12 protein-coding genes are annotated in these 16,519 nt (G+C 71.6%); 8 read left to right on the forward strand and 4 right to left on the reverse strand.

Annotated elements, in window-relative coordinates:
- The first annotated feature begins 1 nt into the window (after position 1).
- A complete protein-coding gene (locus tag ACIRS4_RS24580) occupies positions 2–736 on the forward strand; it encodes a Tellurium resistance (protein ID WP_402154668.1) in 735 nt (244 codons plus the stop codon).
- A gap of 21 nt (positions 737–757) precedes the next feature.
- On the opposite strand, the gene ACIRS4_RS24585 is transcribed toward ACIRS4_RS24580, so the two are convergent.
- Positions 758–1,549, reverse strand: coding sequence for a TerD family protein (locus ACIRS4_RS24585; protein WP_404199709.1), 792 nt, complete (start codon positions 1,547–1,549; stop codon positions 758–760).
- A gap of 170 nt (positions 1,550–1,719) precedes the next feature.
- On the opposite strand from ACIRS4_RS24585, the gene ACIRS4_RS24590 reads away from it, so the two are divergent.
- From ACIRS4_RS24590 to ACIRS4_RS24600, 3 genes are all read left to right on the forward strand, one after another.
- Complete coding sequence (locus ACIRS4_RS24590) at positions 1,720–2,886, forward strand: HpcH/HpaI aldolase/citrate lyase family protein (protein WP_404199712.1); 1,167 nt, start codon at positions 1,720–1,722, stop codon at positions 2,884–2,886.
- 74 nt (positions 2,887–2,960) lie between these two features.
- Positions 2,961–5,453 (forward strand): phosphoribosyltransferase, encoded by a 2,493-nt coding sequence (locus ACIRS4_RS24595; RefSeq protein WP_404199715.1) that lies wholly within the window; start codon positions 2,961–2,963, stop codon positions 5,451–5,453.
- The gene (locus ACIRS4_RS24600; RefSeq protein ID WP_404199718.1) at positions 5,453–6,262 is read left to right on the forward strand and encodes an HAD family hydrolase; all 810 of its coding nucleotides are present in this window, start codon (positions 5,453–5,455) and stop codon (positions 6,260–6,262) included. The genes ACIRS4_RS24595 and ACIRS4_RS24600 overlap by 1 nt, the downstream gene beginning before the upstream one ends.
- Positions 6,263–6,314: 52 nt before the next feature.
- Here ACIRS4_RS24600 and ACIRS4_RS24605 read toward each other — a convergent pair whose 3' ends face one another.
- Entirely contained in the window at positions 6,315–6,536 is a 222-nt protein-coding gene (locus ACIRS4_RS24605) for a zinc ribbon domain-containing protein (protein WP_130436983.1), read from the reverse strand.
- A gap of 187 nt (positions 6,537–6,723) precedes the next feature.
- Here ACIRS4_RS24605 and ACIRS4_RS24610 point away from each other — a divergent pair, with 187 nt between their 5' ends.
- The 4 genes from ACIRS4_RS24610 to ACIRS4_RS24625 all read left to right on the forward strand — a co-directional run bounded on the left by ACIRS4_RS24610 (position 6,724) and on the right by ACIRS4_RS24625 (position 14,267).
- On the forward strand, positions 6,724–9,030 hold the full coding sequence (locus ACIRS4_RS24610; RefSeq protein ID WP_404199721.1) for a peptidoglycan recognition protein: 2,307 nt from the start codon (positions 6,724–6,726) through the stop codon (positions 9,028–9,030).
- A gap of 397 nt (positions 9,031–9,427) precedes the next feature.
- Entirely contained in the window at positions 9,428–11,593 is a 2,166-nt protein-coding gene (locus ACIRS4_RS24615; protein ID WP_404200123.1) for a transglycosylase domain-containing protein, read from the forward strand.
- 48 nt (positions 11,594–11,641) lie between these two features.
- Positions 11,642–12,922, forward strand: coding sequence for a hypothetical protein (locus ACIRS4_RS24620; RefSeq protein WP_404199724.1), 1,281 nt, complete (start codon positions 11,642–11,644; stop codon positions 12,920–12,922).
- A 169-nt stretch (positions 12,923–13,091) separates the two neighbouring features.
- Positions 13,092–14,267, forward strand: a complete 1,176-nt coding sequence (locus ACIRS4_RS24625) for an amidase domain-containing protein (RefSeq protein ID WP_404199727.1) — start codon at positions 13,092–13,094, stop codon at positions 14,265–14,267.
- Positions 14,268–14,301: 34 nt separating this feature from the next.
- Here ACIRS4_RS24625 and ACIRS4_RS24630 read toward each other — a convergent pair whose 3' ends face one another.
- Positions 14,302–14,853: a DUF4383 domain-containing protein gene (locus ACIRS4_RS24630; RefSeq protein ID WP_404199730.1), complete on the reverse strand. Its 552-nt coding sequence runs from the start codon at positions 14,851–14,853 to the stop codon at positions 14,302–14,304.
- 175 nt (positions 14,854–15,028) lie between these two features.
- Positions 15,029–16,447 (reverse strand): hypothetical protein, encoded by a 1,419-nt coding sequence (locus ACIRS4_RS24635; RefSeq protein ID WP_404199733.1) that lies wholly within the window; start codon positions 16,445–16,447, stop codon positions 15,029–15,031.
- Positions 16,448–16,519 lie beyond the last annotated feature (72 nt).

Here is a 16,519-nt window from a genome sequence, read left to right on the forward strand (position 1 = left end):
AATGGGATTCTTCGACGGACTCCGGCCCGGCCGGGCCGCCGACTTCGACTCGGGCAGCGCGGCGACCAACGCCATCGAGCTGACCAAACGGCACAGCCAGGTCTCGCTCACCAGGCAGGACGCCGCCACCGGCAACCTGCGCATCAACCTGACCTGGCGGATGCGCACCTCCGACATCGGCGGCGGCCGGGAGAGCCTGCTGCGCCACCCCCTCAAGGCGCTGCGCCCGCCGGAGGTCATGGGACACAGCCAGAGCATGGTCAACGTCGACCTCGACCTCGGCTGCCTGTACGAACTCGCCGACGGCACCAAGGGGGTCGTCCAGCCCCTGGGCGGGCTCCTCGGGGACGTCAACGCCCCGCCGTACGTGAAGCTCAGCGGGGACGACCGGTTCGGGTCGGCCTCCGGGGAGACGATCTACGTCAACCTCGACCACCGCGAGGCGATCAAGCGGCTGCTGGTGTTCGTCTACATCTACGACCAGACGCCGGCCTTCGACCGCACCCACGCGATCGTCACGCTCTACCCGAGCAACGGGCCCCGCATCGAGATCGGCCTCGACGAACGGCACCCCCAGGCCCGGTCCTGCGCGGTGGTGATGATCGAGAACGTGAAGGACGAGCTGGTGGTGCGACGCGAGGTGCGCTTCGTGTACGGCTTCCAGGCGGAGCTGGACCGGCTCTACGGGTGGGGACTGCAGTGGGGACGCGGCTACAAGGCCAAGGCGGAGAAGTGACCCCGCGTCCCTGAGCGAGCGCTACCGGCCGATGAACTGGGGGCCCTGGGGCGGCATCCGGAACTCCTGGGCCTGGGCGGCCGCCGGGGCCGGGGCCTGCTGAGGGGCGTCCGGGTAGCCGTAGCCGTACGTCGGGAGGTTCGGCGGGTAGCCGTAGGTGGCGGGGGGCTGCTGAGGGGTGGCCGTCGTCGGCTGCTCCGGGGGGAGCGGCTGGGACAGGCTCGGGGTCGGGTCCAGAGCCGCCCGGGGCAGGCCGTCGTCCTGCTGCTCCGCGGACTCGTCCACCGAGATGCCGTAGTCGGTCGCCAGTCCCTTGAGGCCCTCGGTGTAGCCCTCGCCCAGCGCGCGGAACTTCCAGCCCTCCCCACGGCGGTACAGCTCCCCGCAGATCAGCGCGGTCTCCTCGCCCGTCTCCGGACGGATGTCGAACGTGGCCAGCGGATCGCCGTCCTTGGCCGCGTCGTACAGCAGGATGCTGAGGGACCGTACGTGGTCGAAGGTGACGCCGTCCGCCGAAGCGACCAGGAGAATGCGGCCCACGTCGGGCTCGACACCGGCCAGGTCCGTCTGGATCGTGTCGGTGAGGCCCTCGGTCACCCGCTTCGCACCGAGCCGCCACACCTTCCCGGAGGGGTGCCGGGGCTGGTTGTAGAAGACGAAGTCCTCGTCGGAGCGCACACGGCCGTCGGGGCCGAGGAGCAGCGCGGAGGCGTCGACGGCCGGTACCCCCCGCCCGGGCGTCCAGCGCAGCACGGCGCGCACCGTGGTGGCCTTCAGCGGGACGTTCGACCCCTTCAGCATGGCGTGCGTCATGCGGTCATCCTGCCCTTTCGGTTCTGCTCACGACAACGCGGGGTACTCGGCGGTTCCGCGTCATCTGAAATTCACGGCCGCCGGGAACCCCGGACATCGGCCCTTACGTACTATTACCGGCCACCCTTCGCCGAAATCCACCGGCCTACCTTGTTCCACGGGGGAGATTCATGCGTCATTTCGGGCACCTCGCCGCCGAGGTGCGGCAGCGTCTCTTCCACCGTGAGCCGTGCGCGTTCGACGCCGACTCGCCGGGCCGGCTCCTTTCCGCCGCCCTGGGCGCCACGCTCTACAGCCCGGCCACCCGGCCCCGGCTCGCCGAGGACGTCGTCAAGCAGGCCGCACGCGGCGTGGTGTCGATGGTGCTGTGCCTGGAGGACTCCATCGGCGACGAGGACGTGGCCGAGGGCGAGGAGAACCTCGTCCGCCAGTTCGCCGAGCTCGCCGCCCGCCCCGCGGGCGAACTGCCGCTGCTGTTCATCCGGGTCCGCACACCCGAGCAGATCCCCGACCTGGTCCGGCGCCTCGGCCCGCAGGCGCGGCTGCTGAGCGGGTTCGTGTTCCCGAAGTTCACCGAGGAGCGCGGCATCCCCTTCCTGGAGGCGCTGACCGGCGCCGAGGTGGCCAGCGGGCGGCGGCTGTTCGGCATGCCCGTGCTGGAGACACCCGAGCTGATGTACCGGGAGTCGCGGGTGGAGGCCCTGGAGGGCATCGCCCGCGCCGTCGAGAAGTACCGCAGCCGGGTCCTGGCCCTGCGCCTCGGCGTGACCGACTTCTGCTCCTCCTACGGGCTGCGCCGGGCCCCCGACATGACCGCCTACGACGTGCAGATCGTCGCCTCCGTCATCGCGGACGTGGTGAACATGCTCGGCCGGGCCGATGGCTCCGGGTTCACGGTGACCGGACCGGTGTGGGAGTACTTCCGGGTGCCCGAGCGCATGTTCAAGCCGATGCTGCGGCACAGCCCCTTCCTGGAGGGACAGGCCGTGGAGCTGCGTGAGAAGCTGATCGAGCACGCGATGGACGGGCTGCTGCGCGAGATCTCGCTCGACCACGCCAACGGCCTGCTCGGCAAGACCTGCATCCACCCCTCGCACGTGCCGGCGGTCCACGCGCTGTCCGTCGTCAGCCACGAGGAGTACAGCGACGCGGCGGACATCCTGCGGCCGGAGCGCGGCGGCGGGGGAGTGCTGCGGTCGGCGTACACGAACAAGATGAACGAGGTGAAGCCGCACCGCGCCTGGGCGGAGCGGACCATGCTCCGGGCCGAGGTCTTCGGCGTGGCCAACGAGGACGTCAGCTTCGTCGACCTGCTCGCCGCGACCATCCCCGGCTGAGCCCCCTCAGCCGCACGGCTCGCCCCACCACCCGCCTCACTCTCGCTCCACCTGGCTTCACGACATAGGGACGCATGAACAACTCAGTGAACAACGCGGTCTGGTCCGGGACCTGGGTCGCCGAGCGGCTCGGGCTGGAACTCGTGGGCGACGACTCGCTCCGGGACCTGCTGGGGCTCGCCCTGCGCCGCAACCCCAAGCGGGCGCACCTGCTCGTCTCCAACGTGCTGGGCAAGCACGTCCCGCAGTCCCCGGCCGTCGTCCGCGGCCAGGGCGTCGCCCTCGGCCGCCGGGTGCGGGAACTGCTGGGCGCGGAGGCCGAGAACGCGGTCGTCCTCGGCTACGCGGAGACCGCGACGGGCCTCGGCCACAGCGTCGCCGACGGCATCGGGTCGGCCCCCTACCTGCACTCCACCCGCCGCCCGGTGCCCGGCGTCGCCCGGGCCGGCGGCTTCGAGGAGGCCCACTCCCACGCCACCTCCCACCTGCTGCTGCCGGAGGACCCCGCGCTGCTCGTCGGCGACGGCCCGCTGGTCCTGGTCGACGACGAGTTCTCCACCGGCAACACGGTCCTCAACACCATCCGCGACCTCCACGAACGCTATCCGCGCCGCCGGTACGTGGTGGTCGCCCTGGTCGACATGCGCTCGGCCGCGGACGCGGGGCGCCTGGACGACTTCGCCCACGAGATCGGCGCGCGAGTCGACCTGGTCGCGGCCGCCTGCGGCACGGTGCTCCTGCCGGAGGGGGTCCTGGAGAAGGGGCGGGAGCTGGTGGCGCGGTACGAGGTCGGCGGTGCCGCGAACGGTGATTCGTCGTCTGCCGCCGCGTCGGGGCCGGTCGCGCAGCCGGCACGCCACCTCACCCGCGTGGACCTGAACTGGCCAGAAGGCCTCCCCGACGGGGGCCGTCACGGCTTCACCCCGACCCACCGCGCACAACTCGACGCCGCCCTGCCCGACATGGCCGCCCGCCTGGCCGCCGCACTGCCGAAGGACGCGCACCGCGTGCACATCCTCGGCTTCGAGGAGCTGATGTACGCACCCCTGCGCCTCGCCTGCGAGCTGGAGCGCGGCGGCGACGTGGAGGTCACCTACTCCACCACCACCCGCTCCCCCGTCCTCGCGGTCGACGACCCCGGTTACGCGATACGCAGCCGCCTGGTCTTCCCCGCGCACGACGACCCCGCCGACGGCCCCGGCGAGCGCTACGCCTACAACGTCGCCGGCGCCGGGTTCGACGCCGTCGTCGCCGTCGTGGACTCCGAGGCCGACACGGCGCAGCTGCACGCCCCCGGCGGCCTCCTCGACCGGCTCGCCGCGCACACCCCGCACGTGGTCCTCGCGGTCGTACCGTCGTACGTGCCCGAGCCGCTGTACGCCGACGCCCTGCCCGAAAAGAGAGCCTCCATGCTGCCCGAGCCCCTCCGCGGCCCCGCCTTCTCCTCGTACGCGTCCGAGGAGGTCGGCTGGCTGCTCCAGGACCTCTCGGAGGTGACGCTGGAGGCGCCGACCGAGGAGCGCGAGGAGGCCATCCAGTCGGGCGGCGCGCACTACGCCGAGTCGCTGCCGGTGGAGTACCAGCCCAGCGAGCAGTACCAGGAGCTGTTCCACGCCGCCCTCGGGACCTCCGCGGCGCGCCTCGCGCAGGCGGTCGGCGCGGTCACGGAGCTGGTGATCGCCGAACGCTCCCCGCGCCCCGTCCTGGTCTCCCTCGCCCGCGCCGGCACCCCCGTCGGCGTGCTGATGCGCCGCTGGGCGGCCCACCGGCACGGTCTCGCACTGCCGCACTACGCCGTGTCGATCGTGCGCGGGCGCGGCATCGACGCCAACGCGCTGCGCTGGCTCGCCGAGCACCACGACCCGCGGGACGTCGTCTTCGTCGACGGCTGGACCGGCAAGGGCGCGATCACCCGCGAACTCGCGGCGGCCGTCGAGGAGTTCGAGGCGGCGGGCGGCGCGCCCGGCTTCGACCCGGAGATCGCGGTGCTCGCCGACCCGGGCCACTGCGTGCGCACCTACGGCACCCGCGAGGACTTCCTCATCCCCTCCGCCTGCCTCAACTCGACGGTGTCGGGCCTGATATCGCGGACGGTGCTGCGCGCCGACCTGGTCGGCCCGCACGACTTCCACGGCGCGAAGTTCTACCGTGAACTGGCCGGGGCGGACCTGTCCAACGCCTTCCTGGACGCCGTGTCCGCCCGCTTCCCCGACGTGGCCGACGCCGTCGACGGCACGGTGAAGGAGCTGCTCGCGAGCGACCGCACGCCCACCTGGGAAGGCTGGGCCGCGGTGGAGCGCATCAGCGAGGAGTACGGCATCCACGACGTGAACCTGGTCAAGCCCGGCGTGGGCGAGACCACCCGGGTGCTGTTGCGCCGGGTCCCGTGGAAGATCCTGGCCCGGTCCGGCGCGGGCGCCGATCTGGACCACGTCCGGCTGCTGGCCGGGCAGCGCGGGGTGCCGGTGGAGGAGGTCGGCGAACTTCCGTACACCTGCGTGGGGTTGATCCACCCGAAGTACACCCGGGGCGCGACCGGCGCCGACGGCCGGGCGGTGACGCTCTGATGCCGGTGCTGGTGGCGAGCGATCTCGACCGTACGCTCATCTACTCCGCGGCGGCCCTCGCGCTGACCATGCCGGACGCGCGGGCGCCCCGGCTGCTCTGCGTGGAGGTGCACGAGAGCCGGCCGCTGTCGTTCATGACGGAGACGTCGGCGCGGCTGCTCACCGATCTCGGGGACGCGGCGCTGTTCATGCCGACGACCACCCGGACGCGCAAGCAGTACCTGCGCATCAACCTGCCGGGCCCGCCGCCCAAGTACGCGATCTGCGCCAACGGCGGTCATCTCCTGGTCGACGGGGTGTCCGACCCGGACTGGCACGCGTCGGTGACCGCACGGCTCGCCGACGAGTGCGCGCCGCTCGCGGAGGTGGAGGCGCACCTGGCGGCCTTCTCCGACCCGCTCTGGCTGCGCAAGCAGCGCGTCGCGGAGGACCTGTTCGCCTACCTCGTGGTGGAGCGCGAGCTGCTGCCCGAGGAGTGGGTGAAGGAGCTCGCGGTCTGGGCGGAGAACCGCGGCTGGACGGTGTCCCTCCAGGGCCGCAAGATCTACGCCGTGCCCAAGCCGCTCACCAAGAGCGCGGCCGTGCGCGAGGTGGTCCGCCGTACGGGCGCGCAGCTCACGCTGGCCGCCGGCGACTCGCTCCTGGACGCCGACCTGCTCCTGGCGGCGGACCGGGGCTGGCGCCCCGGCCACGGCGAACTGGCCGACGAGGCCTGGACGGCGCCGCGGATCACGGCGCTGCCCGAGCGGGGCGTCCTCGCGGGGGAGCGGATCCTGCGGGAGTTCCTGCGGGGGGCGCACGAGGGATGACCTCCGCCGCGGCCCGTCCCTGACGCCGGCCACCGGGCCCGTGTCGCCGGCGTCAGCCGCAACAGCCCCCGCCGCAGCAGCCGCCGCCACCGCCCCCGCCGCCCGCTTTGGGCGCGGGGGCGGTCGTCGTGCCGCCCACGGCCACCGTGGAGAGCAGCTTGACCGTGTCGTCGTGACCGGCGGGGCAGTCCGCGGGGGCGGAGGACTCCGCCATCGGGCGGCTCAGTTCGAACGTGTCGCCGCACGTCCGGCAGCGGTACTCGTAGCGAGGCATGCGCCCAGGTTAGCCGCGCCGGCCGCCCCCGCCCCCGTAAGCCGACGGCTCGGCCCCTCCTGGCCGGAATCCGATCTTCATGGTATTTACATTTGTCCAATCTTGAAACAGTGCGGGCGGCCTGCCCCCCGGGGGAGGTCCGGGCAGGCCGCCGGTTCCGTGGCACGGGAAGGGTGTGCGGGTCTGAATGAGGCGTCGTTGGTGGGGGACGGGCGCGGTCGTCGCGGCGGGCGTGTGCGGGACGTTGTTGGCGGTGCAGACGGTGACCGGGGAGCCGTCCGGCGCAGGGGGGCGGGATGATCGCGGACCGGTCCGTGACGTGGTCCGGTCGGCCGCGCTGACGCCGAGCCCGGGTGGCGGATCGGCCACGCTGGGCCGGCGGCGGACCGAGCCCTTCAGCATGCTGGGCGTCACCTGGCGCGACCCCTCCGCCCTACTGGCCGGCACCGTCGAGGTGCGCACCAGGGCGGTCGGCCCGGGAACCTGGTCGGACTGGCTGACGCTGGAGCGCGACGCCGGCCGTGAGGAGAGCGGCGGTGTCCGGGGCGGCACCGAGCCCGCGTGGGTCGGGCCGTCCGACGGCGTCGAGGTACGGGTGAACGGGAAGGCGGCGCGCCGCCTGCCGCAGGGGCTGCGCCTGGACATGATCGCCGCCGGCGGGGGCGCCACCGCCGGCGGTGGCATCGAGCCCGCCGCGTTCGTCGCCGACGGGAGCGGTCCCACCGCCCCGGAGTCGACGCCGTCGGAAGCGACCCCGTCGACACCCCCGCCCGCGTCGGAGACGGCCACGGACGAGCCGTCCGCTTCCGAGCCGCCGGCCTCGGAGTCCGTGTCGCCCTCCGTCTCGTCCTCGGTCTCGCAGTCGGCGTCGCAGTCGGCGTCGCCCTCGGCGAGCGCTTCGGCCGGCGCATCGCCCTCCGCGTCCGCGTCGCCGTCGCCCTCGGGGCCGGGCACGCCCCCCGCGCCCCCGTCCACCGTGCCGCGGCCGCCGATCACGCCCCGCTCCGGATGGGACGCCGACGAGTCGCTCAGCCCGGAGGAGCCGGCCTATCTGCCCGACGGGAAGATCAAGGCCGTGGTGGTGCACCACACCGCCCAGAGCAACGACTACACCTGCGCCGAAGCACCGTCGATCATCAACGCCGTCTACACGTACGACGTGCGGACGCTCGGCTGGAAGGACCTCGGCTACAACTTCGTCGTCGACAGGTGCGGCACCGTCTACGAGGGCCGCAAGGGCGGCGTGGACCTGCCGGTGGTGGGCGCCCACGCCTACGGCTTCAACTCCCAGACCACCGGCATCGCGGTCCTGGGGACGTACACCGACTCCCCGCCCTCGCAGGCGGCGATGGTCTCGGTGGCCCGGCTCGCCGCGTGGAAGCTGGGTCAGTACGGCGTCGAGCCGGACTCGACGGTCGACCTGAACACCGCCGTCGAGGGCCGAACCCTCGCGGGCAAGTCCTGGGGCCCCGGGGAGACGCTCACCCTCCCCGCGATCCACGGGCACCGCGACGGCTACAACACCCTGTGCCCGGGCGACGCGTTCTACGCCCGCCTCGGCGAACTGCGCGGCCTCGCCGCCGGACCCGTGACGGGACTGACGCTCACCTCCGTCACCGGCACGACCACGGTCGGCCCGACCCGGTACGCCACCGGCCCCGTCACCCTGAACTGGGCGGCCGCGACCCCGGCCGCGCTCGTCTCCCGCTACGAGGTGCTGGTCGACGGGGAGCCGGCCGTCACCGCGGACGGGGCCGAGACCTCCGCCCGGGTGCCGCTGACCGACGGCGCGCACCAACTGCGGGTCAGGGCCGTCCACCTGTCCGGCCGGACCTCGGTCACCGAGCCTGTCGCCGTGACCTCGGACACCACCGCGCCCACCTTCCCCGTCGCTCCGGGCCTCGCCCTGCGCCAGGGTGTCGTGGACGGGGCCGCCGTACCGCTGACGCTCAGGTGGAACGCGGCCGACGCCGCCCTGAAGGAGGTGCGCCTGACGGCCCCGACGGCGGCGGCCTACGGACCGGCCGTCACCAGCGCCCCGTACAGCGCGCCCCTCGGCGCCACCACCACCTGGTCGCTGAACGCCTCCGACGTGGCCGGGAACACCGCCACGGCCTCGGTCGCGGGCACGCCGGAGGTCCTCCAGGAGACCGACGCCGTCCGGACCGGGACCTGGACGGCCCTGTCGTCCGGAGGATTCCTGGGCGGCGGTTCCCTCGGCAGCCGCTCCAAGGGCGCCTCGTTGACCTGGGACTTCACCGGCCGGTCGGTCGCCTGGGTGGTCGCGCGGTCCGCGCTCTCGGGCCGGGCGGACGTCTACGTGGACGGCGAGAAGGCGACGACCGTGGACCTCAGGTTGTCCACAGTCGGCTACCGGAACGCCATCTGGACCCGGACCTGGTCCGCAAGCGCCCCGCACACCGTTCGGATCGTGGTGGAAGGCACACCGAGGCGTCCCACCGTCCTCACCGACGGGATCGTGTATCTGAAGTAGCGAGGATTATTCGTATATACAAGGTCAATTCAGGACATTCGGCGAGGGTGTCACGCGCCGGCGCCCCCGTCGAATGCCCCGACCCACCCCCACTTGGGATGAAGAGACGGGAAAGTCTAGGATTGACCAGGAGTGTTCTGATGTATGCCCCACATCGTCGACTGTGTTTGCTTCTGTCGATTTCTTATGTGGAGAACTTGCGAAGAGCGCTGGTAATTTGAGAGCGCCGCGATGAACCGCGAGGTCGTGGGACTCAGGATCTGCAGCCGTCGGCACGGCAACCATGTCAGATCCTCGTACGTCTGTACGTCTGCCTGCGCGAGCAGCACCGAGTGCGGAGGGAGACAGTGTGACTCAGAGGGGGCAGGGGGAGGAGCCCCAGGAGCCCGACGCGACCATGCAGTTGAAGGTCCCGGCCTCTTTCAAAGCCGACGAGACCATGCAACTGCGCGTCCCGGACGGAGGGATACCGGGCAGCCCGGTGGTGCCGGCGGCGTCCGAGGACCCCGGGAACCGGCGCAAGAGCCGCAAAGCACCGCGCCCTTCCTTCTTCGCCCGGCTCCTGGCCCGAATATCCGCCCTGCTCGGCCCCCGGCTGGCTCCGCTTGTCGCCCGACTGAAGCCCTACGTCCGCCGGATGCGCCCGCAGTACCCGCGACCGGGCCGCGAGGGCTGGCAGCGGTGGGTGCCCTCCTGGCGGCAGTGGCTCGGCGGTTTCCTGGGCGCCATGGGCCTGAGCACCGTCTTCCTGGTCGCCGCCTACGCCGTCACGGACATACCGGACAACCTCAACACCTACGCCACCCAGCAGGACAACGTGTACTTCTGGGCCGACGGCACTCCCATGGCCCGCACCGGCTGGGTGCAGCGACAAGCGATGCCGCTCAAGGACATTCCCGAGGACGTCCGCTGGGCGGTGCTCGCCGCCGAGAACGCCAGCTTCTACAGCGACCCCGGCATCTCCTTCAAGGGCCTCAGCCGCGCCCTGTTCCGCACCATCGGCCAGGGCGACACCCAGGGCGGCTCGACGATCACGCAGCAGTACGTCAAGAACGTCTACCTGAACCAGAACCAGACGGTCAGCCGCAAGTTCACCGAGGCGATGATCGCGCTCAAGCTGGACAACCAGATGAGCAAGGACGACATCCTGGAGGGCTACCTCAACACCAGCTGGTTCGGCCGCGGCACCTACGGCATCCAGCGCGCCGCCCAGGCCTACTACGGCAAGGACGTCAGCGAGCTCAACGCGAGCGAGGCCGCGTTCCTCGCCTCCCTGCTCAAGGGCGCCGGCCTGTACGACCCGACGCTGAGCGCCTCCAACCGCGCCCGGGCCGTGGAACGCTGGTCCTGGACCCTCGACCGGATGGTCGAGATCGGCAAGCTGTCGAAGGCCGAGCGGGCCAAGTACGCCAAGTTCCCCGACCCGCTCAAGAGCAACCCGCTGTACGACACCGGTGAGCAGAGCGACTACCTCGTCGAACTCGCCGCCCAGTACGCGAAGAAGGCCGGGAAGATCTCCGACAAGGACTTCGACCTCGGCGGCTACCAGATCTACACGACCTTCGACAAGAAGCGTGAGGCGCAGCTCACCGACGCCGTCACCAAGGCCCGCGCCACGGCCGCCAAGGACGAACCCAAGGGCGCGAAGAACGCGCACTACGGCGCCGCCTCCGTGGACACCGGTGGACGGATCCTCGCCGTCTACGGCGGCCCGGACCACCGGACGCAGGGCTACAACGAGTCCAACGCCACCACCGTCCCGGCCGGTTCGGCCTTCCTGCCGTTCGTGTACGCGGCCGGACTGGAGCACGGCGTCCACAAGGAGCGCGACGGCGAGGCGACGGAGGTCACCGGCGACACCGTCTACGACGGCGACGACGACATACCGGTGACCACTCCGGAAGGGCCCTACTGGGACCGCAGCGGCCGCAAGGTGGCCGCCAGCAACGACGGTGACCGCTCCTACGGGAAGATCTCCCTGCGCAGGGCGCTGGAACTGTCGGTGAACACCCCGTTCATGCAGCTCGGCATGGACGCCGGCCTGGACAAGGTGCGCTCCACCGCCGAGGCCTCCGGACTGCTCGCCTCCAGCATCGGCGCCCAGGTCCCCGCCCTGTCCACGGGCAGCTCCACGCCCAGCGCCATCCGGATGGCCAGCGGCTACTCCACCTTCGCCGCCCAGGGCAAGCACACCGAGCCGTACTCGGTATGGAAGATCACGCACAACGGCACCAAGGTCGACCTGGACATCCCCGCGCCCCGCCGCGCCGTCGGCGCCGACGTTGCCCGTGAGGTCACCACGGCCCTCAAGGGCTCCTTCCGCGCCGCCCACCCCTCCGCCGCGTCCGCCGGCGCCGAGGTGGCGGGGAAGGCCGGCACCACCGAGGACGACACCGCCGCCTGGTACGTCGGCACCGACAAGTCGGTGTCCACGGCGATCGTCGTCTACCGCATCGACCTCACCAAGAGCCTCGAACCGCTGCCCCTGGAGGGCGTCGCCGGCGACACCGCCGACGGTGCCGCCTACGACATCTGGTCCAAGGCCATGAGCCCGCTCGGCTGACCACCGACGGACACCGCCGCCACCGACCGTCTGGAGAATGAGCCGCACATGAAGTCACCGTCGGGCCGCCGCCGCAAGGCCGCGGCACCGCGCCGCCCCGCCGCCGCTCGTCCCGGCTTCCTCAGCCTGGCGGCGTTCCTCGCCGTCGCCTCCCTGACGGCTGGCTACCTGGTGCTCAACCGCACGGACAACACCGCGCCGACCGCGTCCTCGGGGGAACAGCAGAGGAACGAGACGACCGCCAAGGAGCCGGAGTGGGACGGCAAGACCAAGGTCCTGGGGGACGGCTCCACCTCGTACACCGGCCCGCAGAAGGGCGGCCTGAAGGCCGAGCCCCTCAAACCCGGTGAGAAGCCGCCCCAGTTCGTCGTCTTCTCCTGGGACGGCGCGCTGGCCGGCGACGACGAGCTCTTCCAGCACTACCGGGAGCTCTCCAAGGAGTACAACGCGCACATGACCTTCTTCCTCACCGGCATCTACCTGCTGCCCAAGAGCAAGAAGGACCTCTACAGCCCGCCCCAGCACCCCAAGGGCTCGGCGGCGATCAGCTTCCCCACCGACGACCACATCCGCACCACGATCGAGCAGCTCGGCAAGGCGTGGGAGGAGGGGAACGAGATCGGCACCCACTTCAACGGCCACTTCTGCGGCGCGAAGGGCGGCGACGACTGGAGCGTCGCGGAATGGCGCAGCGAGATCGACCAGTTCTACGCCTTCGCCGAGAAGTGGAAGACCAACACCGGCTACACCGACATGAAGCCGCTGCCCTTCGACTTCAAGAAGGCCGTCGTCGGCGGCCGCGCCCCCTGCCTGGAGGGCCAGGCCAACCTGCTGAAGGCCGCGAAGAGTTACGGCTGGCGCTACGACGCGAGCTCCAAGGGCGACTTCCAGATCTGGCCGGCGAAGAAGAACGGCATCTGGGACTTCCCGCTGCAGATGCTCCCCTACGAGGGCGGCAAGTACCAGGGCCTGTCCATGGACTTCAACTTCCTCTACAACCAGTCCGACGGCCAGGTCCAGGGCGACCCGGCGAAGTACCCCGAGTGGGAGAAGGAGACCGCCGACACCTACATGGCGGGCTTCAACCGCGTCTACTACGGCAGCCGCGCCCCGCTGTTCATCGGCAACCACTTCGAGGAGTGGAACGGCGGCATCTACATGAAGGCCGTCGACGACACCGTCAAGAAGGTGTGCACCAAGAAGGACGTCAAGTGCGTGTCCTTCAAGGAGTTGGCCGACTGGATGGACGTGCAGAAGCCGGCGACGCTGGAGCGGCTGCGCACCCTCGATCCGGCGCAGAGCCCCAACTGGTCCACGGTCGTCCAGTAGGCCGTCCGGTGACGCCGCGGCCGCGCACTGACACGTGTCGCGGCCGCCCCATGACAGTCGTATAACTCCCTGGCTCCAGGGCCCGTACCCCTCTTCACAACAGCCACACATGGCGTGCGAAGATTCCGGTCCCGGCATCCCTCCCGCCGGGGCAGAGGGGAAACAACCAGTGAAGTCAAGGAAATTGAGCCGTACGCGGCGTCGAGCCGCGATACTCGGCGCTGCCGCCACCTCGGTCGTCGCCGGCGTGGCGCTGCTGCCCAACTGGAGCGCCGGCGCCGCGGTCGTCGACGACCCGACGGTGGACGCGAAGACGAAGGCCACCTTCCAGCGGCTGGCGGACGCGGTCTTCACCGACCGGACCGAGGCCCTGGTCGACGGCAAGCAGGGTGACCGCAAGAAGCCGCTGACCGACGGTTTCTCCGGCAAGGTGAAGCTGTCCTCCGGTCTGGCCCGCACCGAGGACTCCGCGCTGTCCTCGCTCGACCGGCGCAAGGCCACGCTCGCCAAGCTCGGCGAGAAGTACAGCAGCGGCAGCACCTCGGTCACCCTGAACGCCACCAACGTCAAGGGCCGCACCGCCAAGGTCGCGGTCACCGAGACCACCACGCTGACGTACGCGAAGGTCCGCGGCGGCGAGCCGCAGGCCACCGGCTTCCAGGCCCGTCACGAGCTGACGTTCACCGCCGACAAGCACGGCAACTGGCAGCTCACCGGCATCCGTGACACCGACGACGGCGTCGCCGTGAACCAGACGGACAGGCCCGCCGTCGCCCCCCGCGTCGGCACCACCGGCAGCACCACGCCGGCGGCGCCCAAGGCGTCCACCACGTACCCGGGCCCGGCCAACGCGAAGAACTTCAGCGCCAGCGGCCTGGACTACAACGCGATGGCCGCGTACGCGAAGAAGTACTGGTCCAGCTACAACCCGGCCTACCCCAACTTCAACGGCCACGGTGCGGGCGGCGACTGCACCAACTTCGTCAGCCAGTCGCTGAAGGCGGGCGGCTGGAAGCACGTCCCCGGCTACGTGTACGACTACACCAAGTGGTTCGGCAACAACGAGATCCAGTCGGACTCGTTCGTCGGCGTCAACGAGTGGTCCTGGTTCGCCCAGAACTCCAAGCGGACCACCAGCCTCGCCAACGTCTACCAGCTGGACGTCGGCGACGTGCTCCAGATGGACTTCGACCGTGACGGCTCGAAGGACCACACCATGATCGTCACCTCGAAGAGCCGTGGTGTGCCGTACCTGACGTACCACTCCACCAACACCTACAGCCGGTCGCTGCAGAGCATCCTCGCGTCGTACCCCACCGCGAACTACTACGCGTACCGCACCTGATCCGGTTCCGCGCCTGACCGGCCGTCGCGCGCGGTCAGGCCGGGAACTCCTCCCGGCGTTCGCGGTTGCGGTCCCGCTCGTCCGCGAGGCCGGGATGGCGCGCCCGGTAGTAGGGGTTGTCGTGCGGCAGGGCCGATCCGACCCTGCCGTACATCCCGAAGACCAGCAGCAGGATCCCGATCACAAAACTGAGCAGGCAGTTCTGGATCTGGAACGCCAGGAAGTTGTAGTCGGTCTCCAGCAGCGCCATGTTCAGGAAGCCGCTGAGGACGAACAGCACCCCCAGGGTCATGTTCAGCGTGGAAGCGAAGTTCCCGCCGATCACCATCCCCACCAGCAGCAGCAGCCCGACGGCTACCGACAGCCAGCTGAGCGCGCCGTTGGTGTTCAGCGACCAGACGGTGTCCCCGCCGGTGTCGAAGAAGCCGATCCGGTCCAGGATGCCGAAGATCCCGAACGTGAGCAGCCCGGCGCCCATGAGCCCGGCGCCGATCCGGTAGACCCTGTTCAGCCGGTGGTCGACGGGCAGATGATCGTCGAGCCGGATACGCCGCCGATGCTCCGAACGCGCCGCGTGTGTGGCCATCGCCGCCTCCCTGTGTCGCTCGCCGGGCCGACGGACCCTTGCGCGCACCTGCAGGCCCGCACCTGAAGCGCGTGTCTGAAGCGCCTGCCTGAAGCGCCTGCCTGAAGTGCGCACCTTCCAATATCCGCCCGCCGCGCCGACGCGGCAACGGCAGCCCGCGTGCCCCGGGCCCGGCTCAGTGGGCCGACGCCGCGCCGCGCTCGCCCCGGATGTGGGCCACCACGTCCGCGACCGTACGGCGGACCGCCTCCGTCTCGGTGAGGAAGTGCCAGTAGTCGGGGTGGTGGCCGTCCAGCACGGTGATCGCCCGCTCCAGACGGGCCACCGACTCGTCCAGCGGCCCGGCGTGCCGCGGATCCGGAGTGTTGCGGCCGGCCATGGCGAGCCGTTGGGCGTCGCGGATCGCGAACCGGGTGCGCTCTATCTCCTGCCGCGGGTCCTTCTGCACGGCGTTGAGCCGGGCCAGACGGTCCCCGGCGGCCGAGACGGCCTCGTCGGTGGCGTTCAGCAGCGCCCGCGCCGTGGACAGCAGCGCGGTGGCGTCCGGCCACCGCTGCGCCTCCCGCGCGGCCCGCGCCTCGGCGAGCCTCGCCTCGGCCTGCCGTACGTGCTCCACGGCCTGCTCCGGGACGTGCTGGAGATCCTGCCAGCAGGGCGCCGTGAACCGCCGGCGCAGCTCGCTCAGCACCGGCTGCACCTGCCCGGCGCGGGTCGTCAGCGCCTGCGCGCGGGTCCGCAGCGACACCAGACGGTGGTCGATCTCGGCGGCCCGCTCCGGCAGCCGCTCGGCCTCCGCCCGCACCGCCTCCGCCTCCCGGGAGACCCGTTCGGCCCGCTCCAGGGTCTGCGGCACGCCGTGCTGCCCGGCGCCCTGGTTGAGCCGGGTCAGCTCGGGCCCCAGCGCCGCCAGCCGGGCCGCCAGGTCGTCGGCGCGCAGCCCCGTGCCCCGCGCTGCGTCCAGCGCGTTCGACGCGGCCAGCAGCGCCTGCCGGGCCCGCTCCACGGCGGGCGCGACCCGGGCCAGCTGTGTCTCGGCCTTGCCCAGCAGCGGCCCCAGCCCGTCCGCGAACCGGTCCAGTTCCCCTTTGACCCGCTCCAACTCCTCCTTGGCGCGGGCCAGTTCACCCCGAGCTCGGGCGGCGGCCGAGGCTTCGAGGTCGTCGCGGTCCAGGTCATGGGCGTCGACGGCCTGGATGTACTGGTGGCTGGCCTCGTCGACGCGCCGGCCGATCGCCTCGAAGTCGGCGACGGCGCGCCGGGCCGCCGGTGAGTCGTCGACGGCGGTGATGGTCTCGATCGAGATCCGCAGGTCCCGCTGGGCGGTGTCGAGTTCGTAGAACGCGGCCGCCGCGGCGTCCTTCGCGGCCTGCGCCTCGGCCCGCTGCCCCTCCGCCCGCCCGCCGAACCAGCGCCGGGTGCCCCCGCCCGCGAACGCCGCGGGCAGTACGAGCGCGGCGACGAGCGGAAGCGCGGCGAGGACGAGCGCGTCCCGCAGCCCGGACGCCCGGCGGCCCGCGGTGGGTACCGGCTTGCGGCTGGGTCGGCGTGCGCGCGGCTCCGACGGCGAGTGCGGCTGCGCTGGTGTCGCCGTCACGATCCCTCTCCCCGTGGTGTGGTCCGCCCGTGCCCGGTGTCATTGTCCCACCGCCTGAGGACGAACACACGA

Source organism: Streptomyces sp. NPDC101166, from assembly GCF_044768125.1.
GTDB lineage: Bacteria > Actinomycetota > Actinomycetes > Streptomycetales > Streptomycetaceae > Streptomyces.

Bases quoted from the DNA above. Each gene is read 5' to 3' on its own strand.
- ACIRS4_RS24595 (WP_404199715.1), top strand. From the start codon at position 2,961: ATGAACAACTCAGTGAACAACGCGGTCTGGTCCGGGACCTGGGTCGCC.
- ACIRS4_RS24605 (WP_130436983.1), bottom strand. From the start codon at position 6,536: ATGCCTCGCTACGAGTACCGCTGCCGGACGTGCGGCGACACGTTCGAA.
- ACIRS4_RS24620 (WP_404199724.1), top strand. From the start codon at position 11,642: ATGAAGTCACCGTCGGGCCGCCGCCGCAAGGCCGCGGCACCGCGCCGC.
- ACIRS4_RS24585 (WP_404199709.1), bottom strand. From the start codon at position 1,549: ATGACGCACGCCATGCTGAAGGGGTCGAACGTCCCGCTGAAGGCCACC.
- ACIRS4_RS24630 (WP_404199730.1), bottom strand. From the start codon at position 14,853: ATGGCCACACACGCGGCGCGTTCGGAGCATCGGCGGCGTATCCGGCTC.
- ACIRS4_RS24610 (WP_404199721.1), top strand. From the start codon at position 6,724: ATGAGGCGTCGTTGGTGGGGGACGGGCGCGGTCGTCGCGGCGGGCGTG.
- ACIRS4_RS24600 (WP_404199718.1), top strand. From the start codon at position 5,453: ATGCCGGTGCTGGTGGCGAGCGATCTCGACCGTACGCTCATCTACTCC.
- ACIRS4_RS24615 (WP_404200123.1), top strand. From the start codon at position 9,428: ATGCAGTTGAAGGTCCCGGCCTCTTTCAAAGCCGACGAGACCATGCAA.
- ACIRS4_RS24590 (WP_404199712.1), top strand. From the start codon at position 1,720: ATGCGTCATTTCGGGCACCTCGCCGCCGAGGTGCGGCAGCGTCTCTTC.
- ACIRS4_RS24580 (WP_402154668.1), top strand. From the start codon at position 2: ATGGGATTCTTCGACGGACTCCGGCCCGGCCGGGCCGCCGACTTCGAC.